The sequence below is a fragment of the Clostridium sp. MSTE9 genome (assembly GCF_000277625.1).
GTDB lineage: Bacteria > Bacillota > Clostridia > Oscillospirales > Acutalibacteraceae > Faecalispora > Faecalispora jeddahensis.
Genome location: NZ_AKFU01000007.1, coordinates 1 through 7,347 on the forward strand (window position 1 = coordinate 1; position 7,347 = coordinate 7,347).

The 7,347-nt window shown below is 51.4% G+C and carries 4 protein-coding genes and 1 pseudogene; 3 read left to right on the plus strand and 2 right to left on the minus strand.

Going from position 1 to position 7,347, the window contains the following annotated elements:
* Positions 1 to 418 precede the first annotated feature (418 nt).
* The 3 genes from HMPREF1141_RS01450 to HMPREF1141_RS01460 all read left to right on the plus strand — a co-directional run bounded on the left by HMPREF1141_RS01450 (position 419) and on the right by HMPREF1141_RS01460 (position 5,871).
* Positions 419 to 1,009 (plus strand): uracil-DNA glycosylase, encoded by a 591-nt coding sequence (locus HMPREF1141_RS01450; protein WP_009060234.1) that lies wholly within the window; start codon positions 419 to 421, stop codon positions 1,007 to 1,009.
* Positions 1,010 to 1,318: 309 nt separating this feature from the next.
* Positions 1,319 to 3,394: a methyl-accepting chemotaxis protein gene (locus HMPREF1141_RS01455; RefSeq protein ID WP_009060228.1), complete on the plus strand. Its 2,076-nt coding sequence runs from the start codon at positions 1,319 to 1,321 to the stop codon at positions 3,392 to 3,394.
* Positions 3,395 to 3,825: 431 nt separating this feature from the next.
* Positions 3,826 to 5,871, plus strand: coding sequence for a methyl-accepting chemotaxis protein (locus HMPREF1141_RS01460; RefSeq protein WP_242824541.1), 2,046 nt, complete (start codon positions 3,826 to 3,828; stop codon positions 5,869 to 5,871).
* A 78-nt stretch (positions 5,872 to 5,949) separates the two neighbouring features.
* On the opposite strand, the gene HMPREF1141_RS01465 is transcribed toward HMPREF1141_RS01460, so the two are convergent.
* Together HMPREF1141_RS01465 and HMPREF1141_RS17440 are read right to left on the minus strand one after the other, a co-directional pair.
* Positions 5,950 to 6,825, minus strand: a complete 876-nt coding sequence (locus tag HMPREF1141_RS01465) for a MerR family transcriptional regulator (RefSeq protein ID WP_009060232.1) — start codon at positions 6,823 to 6,825, stop codon at positions 5,950 to 5,952.
* Between the two features lie 141 nt (positions 6,826 to 6,966).
* Positions 6,967 to 7,347, minus strand: a pseudogene (locus HMPREF1141_RS17440) (glycosyltransferase); the annotation flags it as partial.

The following is a 7,347-nucleotide window of genomic DNA, read 5'->3' on the forward strand; positions in this document are numbered from 1 at the left end:
CCCCTCATGCCGGGGCGGGCACTTACTTTCGTGAAAGGACGAAAGTAAGCAAAGGCCTTCCAAAGGACACCTTTGGAATCCGTTTGGGGAACGACCCCTGTAAGTGCAAACTATAGTTATCTGTAAGGCGCTCCAATGAAAATGCCCACTCTCCTAGCAAAAGCAAATCAAAAGCTTAGCGCTTTCGTCCGTCGGCGGGCATTTTCAGAGCGCTCTCGTCAGCTCGCAGTTTTTGGTGCGGAGGTTTCCGCGTAAAAACAAGGGGGCCCTGCGATGTGGATGCGGGCTCGGTCTGCTGATGCGTAGTTTTTGGATACGGAAGCTTACGTCAAGGCGGTTTCCGCGTTAGAATAGAAAATTTATTTTTGCAGGCTGCCCGCAACATGGATGCAGGCTCAGCCTGCTGATGGAGGATAGCATGAAAATGACTTGGGAAGAGCTGGAATCGACCTGCCTGCAATGCCGTAAGTGCGGCCTTTGTGAAAAGCGCACCAATGTGGTGTTCGGCGTGGGTAACCGCAGCGCGGATGTGATGTTCATCGGAGAGGGCCCGGGAGAAAACGAGGATCTGCAGGGCGAGCCCTTTGTGGGGCGTGCGGGCCAGCTGTTGGATAAAATGCTGGCGGCGGTCGACCTGGACCGCCATACCAATATTTATATTGCGAATATCGTAAAGTGTCGACCGCCGAAAAACCGTGACCCGGAGCCCGACGAGCAGGATGCCTGTCTGCCCTGGCTGCGCAGCCAAGTTGCGCTGGTGCGCCCGAAGATCATTGTCTGTCTGGGCCGTGTGGCGGCGATGAAGCTTTTAAAGCCGGATATCAAGATCACAAAGGAGCACGGCGAGTTTTACGAGCGAAACGGCGTGCTGATGATGGCGACTCTGCACCCGGCGGCCCTGCTGCGCAACCCCAACAATAAGCCCGCTGCGTTTGAGGATTTCTTAAAGCTGCGCAAAAAGCTGGACGAGCTTCATCTTGCCCCCGCACCGGGCGATCTCCCCTTTTAATTCCAGAAGCGTTTCGTTGGCCGGCACTGGTTGTGTGCCGGCATGTGTTGTCAACACATTCTATAAATGAGCAGAAAAGGTGTATGTTTCCTAATTTGGAAATATATACCTTTTTTCTACTGAAAATTTAACATTTCCTACAAAAAAATACAATATTTTCCTATAGATCTCTCTTTCAATTCCGCAGATTTATGATAATAATTTGCTTTTTTCAGCCGATATATCGTGTAAGCATCCGGAAAGCTTTGAATTTGGCGCATCGGGAGAGCTGGATGGGCTGAACCGGATGAAAAATAGGGGGTATGCAGCGTGAGACGAAATGAGAAGAAAGAACGTAAAAAAAGTCTGCGCGGAAAAATCATTTTATTCGTTGGCATTCCGGTTATTTTATCTTACCTGGTCGTCGGTTCTGTTATTTTGATGATCGTCAGAAACAATGTCAGTCAGCTGACCAATCAGCAGCTGGCCTCTGATTCCAAGGCGGCTTCAAGGCAGATCGAAAACTTTTTCCAGCAGTATATGGCGCTCCCGAACCAGTTCTCGAAAAATGTGGAGATACAGAAGATGATGTCTGCCACCGGTCAGGGACAGGCGATGGAGCAGTACGTGGGATTTTCCAGCCTGTACGACACCATGAAGAACATGGCGGGTAAAGACGAAAACATTCTGTCACTGTGGGTTGCGGATGTTGACGCAAAGCAGTATGTGGATTCCAAGGGGGAAAAAGCCAAAGATTTTCCCACTTCTGAGCGGCCGTGGTTTATTCAGATGAAAGAACGGGGAAGTATGACCATGACCGACCCGTATGAGGATTTTACCACCAAGAAGCAGGTGGTATCGATCGTAACCCCTGTGTTTCAGGCGAACACCAATGAGATTATCGGTGCGGTAGGTCTCGATCTGGTGCTGGATAACCTGAACAAAAGCATGGCGGCCTACACGTTGGGCAATACCGGCTTTTACATCCTGGTTTCTGCCGGCGGACAGGTCATTTACCATCCTGTGCAGGAGAATGTAAACAAGAGTCTTACGGATGTCGATTTGTCCGATAACTTCAAGCAGGCCACTACAGCCCACACGGAGGGCTTGATCGAATATACCTCCGGCACAACGCAGAGCCACGGGTATCTTTCCCCGGTGGGGGATACGGGCTGGATGCTCGCAACCGGCCTGCCAAACGCAGAATTCTATGCGAACTACAATCAGATCGTGTGGATCTGGGGCATTGTGATGCTGGTATCGATGGCGCTGGTTCTGCTGATGATTCTGCTCATCTCCAGCCGTCTCACAGCGCCGATCAAGCAGCTCGAGAGAGCGGCGAGCGAGGTGGCCGAGGGCAATCTGGATGTGACGGTATCTGTCAAATCACGGGACGAAACCGGTCAGCTCGCGCGGGAGTTCGGGCGCATGGTGGCCCAGCTCAAAGATTACCGCGGCTATATTCAGGAGATTACCGATGCGCTGGATACTATGTCTAAGGGCGATATGCGCATTCACCTGGAATATGAGTACGTCGGGGAGTTTGCTCCCGTGAAGCAGGCGCTGCTGGGTATTTCGGATTCGCTGAGTAAGACACTTTCCTTGATCGATGAAATTGCGGCGCAGGTAAACTCGGGCGCAGAACAGGTCTCGAGTGCGGCGCAGGCGCTGGCGGCAGGCGCCACCCAGCAGGCTGCTTCTGTAGAGGAGCTTTCCTCCATGATTGCCCGTATTGACGAATCGTCCAGAGAGAATGCCAGAAATGCCGAAAACACAGTGGCCGTATTTGAAAAATCAAATCAGCAGTTTAAGTCCATCAGCAGCAGCGTGGAATCGCTTGAGGGCCATATGAGGGAGATCAGCAGATCGTCCGCAACGATCATGGGGATTACCCGTACGATCGAGGACATTGCATTCCAGACGAATATCCTGGCGCTGAATGCGGCGATCGAGGCGGCCCGGGCCGGTGCGGCGGGCAAAGGCTTTGCCGTGGTGGCGGACGAGGTTCGCAACCTTGCGGCAAAATCTGCCGAAGCTGTAAAGCAGACGGCGGAGCTGCTGGCAAAATCGAATCAGACGGTAGAGCTTGGGGCATCTGCGGTGGATGAGGTTTCCGGTTCTATCCAGACCGTGATCGAGCTGGGCAACCAGACGAATGAAGCGGTAATCGGAATGGGCAAGTCCGCAAAGGAGCAGGCCGAAGCAGTCAACCAGATATCGGAGGGACTCTCTCAGATTTCGGCGGTAGTGCAGACCAACGCCGCCACAGCGGAAGAAAGCTCCGCTTCGAGCACAGAGCTTTCTCACCAGGCAGAGACCCTGCATCGCGAAATCCGCAGGTTCCAGCTTCACGATCAGGGGGAACTCCCTGCAGAGTTCGCCGGGGAGCGGGAAATCGAATTTTGATTTTGAAAGGGCTTTTCAAAACGGGCGGATCGCCTGAAAATCATTCGTAACCCAAAAGGAAAAAGTCGTGCTTCTTAAAAGAGGCACGACTTTTTTTCTGCACTTTTTCTTTTTCGTGGAGTGAAAAACGTCACAGGAAATGGGCATGAAAGCTGGGGTTTGCAGAGAATCAAACCATTTATCAGGATTTTTAATGATAAATTTTCATGTTTTTTATTAAATTCTTACAATCAGTCAGCCGATATACAAAGCGGAGGAAGCAGATAGCTCAAAAATTTTACTGGGTTATTGGTGCTTTTTGAAACGGGTTGTCTGTGTTGCAGGCTCCCGTTTGGATAAAGAAAGGTGAAAGGGAATATCGAATGAAGAGAGAAAATCAAATCATAGCAAAAGATACAACGATCAAAGGTTTCCGGAGCTTAGGGGCCCGAATGATGGCCTTTATCGGGGTACCGGTACTTCTTTCCTATGTGATCATAGGGGGGATTCTGCTCGGCCTGGTGGGTGATTCTGTATCCCACCTGACTGAAAATGAGCTGCAGGCCAAATCCGAAGGCGCGGCTTATCAGGTGGATGAGTTTTTGATGCAGTACACTCAAATTTCAAGCCGGTTGGCTCAAAATGCGGATCTGCAGCAGATGATGACGGATTCCAATAAAAGTCATACGATGAGCGATGATGCAAGATTTGCCAACCTGTATCAGACCATGCAGAACATGCGTGGGACAGATAAAAATATTCTGTCTATTTTTATCGCGGACGTGGATGCGGAGCAGAGCATCAACACCAACGGCGGAAACAACAAGAGCTATACAACGACCGAACGCCCTTGGTTTATTGAAATGAAAAAGAAGAACGGCATCACGCTCACAGAGCCCTATGAAGACATCAATACAAAGCAGCAGGTGGTCACGATCGCCTCACCCGTGTATAAAAAGGGAACGTCAGAGATTATTGGCGCTGTGGGACTTGATCTTACCCTGACCAGCCTGAGCGAAAATGTTCGTTCTTTCAAAATCGGGCAGGAGGGATATTATATTCTGGTGTCCTCCGGCGGAAACATCGTTTCTCACCCCAAAGATGAATACCTCAATCAAAATATTTCCGATACGGATCTGACCGAGTCCATCGTGAAAAACTTTCAGGAGAAAAAGGTCGGGAGCGTTCAGTATACCTCTCACAGCATTGTCAGCTACGGATATACCTGCGCTGTGGGCGACACCGGCTGGATGGTGGCGACCGGACTGCCGGAGAAGGAATATTTCCAGGAGTATAACAATGTACGCTCTGTACTGCTGATTTCTTTTGCGATTGCGCTTGGCGTCATCTTAGTGCTTCTGGTGCTGATTTCCGGAAGGCTGATCGCTCCCCTGAAGAAGCTGACCGTAACCGCTAATCAGATCGCGGAAGGAAATCTGGATGTGGAGATTTCGGTGCATAGTCAGGATGAAATCGGCCGCCTGGGGGATGCGTTCAACCGAACGGTATTCCAGCTCTCTAATTACAGAGGCTATATTCAGGAGATTACCGATACACTGGAGACCATGGCCTCAGGCGATATGCGGATTCATCTGCAGCAGGAGTACGCCGGTGAGTTTGCCCCAGTCAAGCAGGCCTTGCTGGATATTTCCTCTTCGCTTTGCACCACGCTGTCTTCCATCGACGAAATCGCGGCACAGGTGAATTCCAGTGCGGAGCAGGTTTCGAGTGCGGCGCAGGCACTGGCGGCCGGCGCCACCCAGCAGGCAGCCTCCGTAGAGGAGCTTTCCTCCATGATCGCCCGCATTGATGAGTCGGCGAGAGAGAATGCTAAGAATGCCGAAAACACAGTGGCTGTGTATGAACAGTCCAATCAGAAGTTCAAGTCCATCAGCCGCAGTGTGGAGCTGCTTGAGGGCCATATGAAAGAGATCAGCCATTCGTCCACAACCATCATGGGGATCACCCGCACGATTGAGGATATTGCACTCCAGACGAACATTCTCGCGTTGAATGCCGCGATCGAGGCGGCCCGTGCCGGTGCGGCGGGCAAGGGCTTTGCCGTGGTGGCGGATGAGGTTCGCAACCTTGCGGCCAAATCTGCCGAAGCTGTGAAGCAGACGGCGGAGCTGCTGGCGAAATCAAATCAGGCGGTGGAGCTTGGCGCTTCTGCGGTGGATGAGGTTTCCGGTTCCATTCAGACCGTGATCGAGCTGGGCAACCAGACGAATGAGGCGGTGGTCGGAATGGGCCAGTCCGCACAGGAGCAGGCCGAAGCGGTCAACCAGATTTCGGAGGGACTCTCTCAGATTTCTGCGGTCGTACAGACCAATGCCGCCACGGCGGAAGAAAGCTCCGCTTCGAGCGCCGAGCTTTCGAGCCAGGCGGAAACCCTGCATCAGGAAATCCGCAAGTTCCAGCTGCATGATCAGGAGGAGCTCTCCGTACCCTCCGACGGGCACCCGGACATGGATTTTGATTCCTTTGAGGGCTTTTAACAACAGGCATAACACCTGAAAACAAAAAGAAAGGGCCGCACTTCTCCGAAAGGAGAGGTGCGGCCCTTTCTTGAACAATTACGGGTTCCATTTTTCTATCTCAGGATATCGGGACAGTATGGTTTCATTTGCGATTTCCAGCTGCCGGTAATACTGTGCATAAGAGCTGCTCAGTTCTTTTAAAGCGGGGAGAAATACATCGTAATACCCGCTTGTACTGTTAAACGTTTTCAGCAGCGCCATCATTTTGTATGCGGGGGAGTTTTGATATTCCTCCGATTGCTTGTACGCCAGATACTGTTCCAAAAACTCTTTGTTTTCAGAAAGAAACTCATCCGGGTTTTCAATGGATTTTTGAGTGTTTTGAATCATTGTGTTGATCTGCTGGGTTCCGATCTGTCTGGTGCTTTCGGATAAATACTCCAGTAAATCCTCCGGGAGGTCGAGCGGCGGCAGATTATCCAGAAACGACAGGATTCTTTCGTAAGCGACTTGCTGCTTCTCTGTTTTGATCGGCTCGTTTAGAAATCGGGCAAAATGCAGGCAGATGAATCTGCCGTAATAGCCCGGGAACGCTTCCAGCAGCTTTTCGGTAATGGTCTTGCCGGTTTCAATGGTCTGTAATTCGGCGCTGATCTCAGCGTAGCTTTTGCCGCTGCTCAGCTGTTCTAATAAGGCTTTCTTTGCCTGTTCCCGTTTCAGACTCAATTCCTTTTGAACAGACAGGCGCTGCAGAGCGTTGCCGGATTCATCCGAAAGAACCGTTTTGATTTCTTCGCCAGAGATGCCGAGCTTTCTGAGAACAGAAATCTGTCCCAGTCGCTCCACCTCGTTTTGACCGAAGTCGCGGTATCCGTTTTCTAAAATCGTCGGGCAAATCAATCCCTGCTCACAGTAGTATTCGATTGCCTTTTTTGTCACGCCTGTCGTCCGACTCACTTCATGAATCAGCATATCAATCACCTCCATCCAATCATAAGCCAACCCCCAGGGGGACAGTCAAGTGTTTTTTAAAATATAGAGAAAGAGCAAGCGGTATCAAAACCTCTTGCTCTTTTTCGCAGCTTCCCATCAAAATCGATCAGAAGCCGAATGCTATTTTGCCTGGGCGAGAACCTCCAGAAAACGGTTCGAAAGCACGTCGTATTCATGGTGCTTTAAAATATAATCCTGTCCATGCTTGCCCATGGTTTCCAGCTCCGCTTTCGGCGTGGATGCCAGAATCTGCGCCGCGCGCGCGATTTCCGCGGGGTCCTCCGGCGGAATCGAAATGCCGCATTTGGCGTCGGCCACCATGTCGTTGCCCGCTTCAATCGCGAAGATGACCGGCTTTGCCGCCATCATGTAATCCATCAGCTTGTTGGGGCTGACGCCGAAGCGGAACAGCGGCTGGCGCTGCAGACCGACATACAAAGCATCCAGCTGCTCCAGCAGACCGGGCACCTCATCACGCTTTACGGCGGGCAGAGCCTCGAC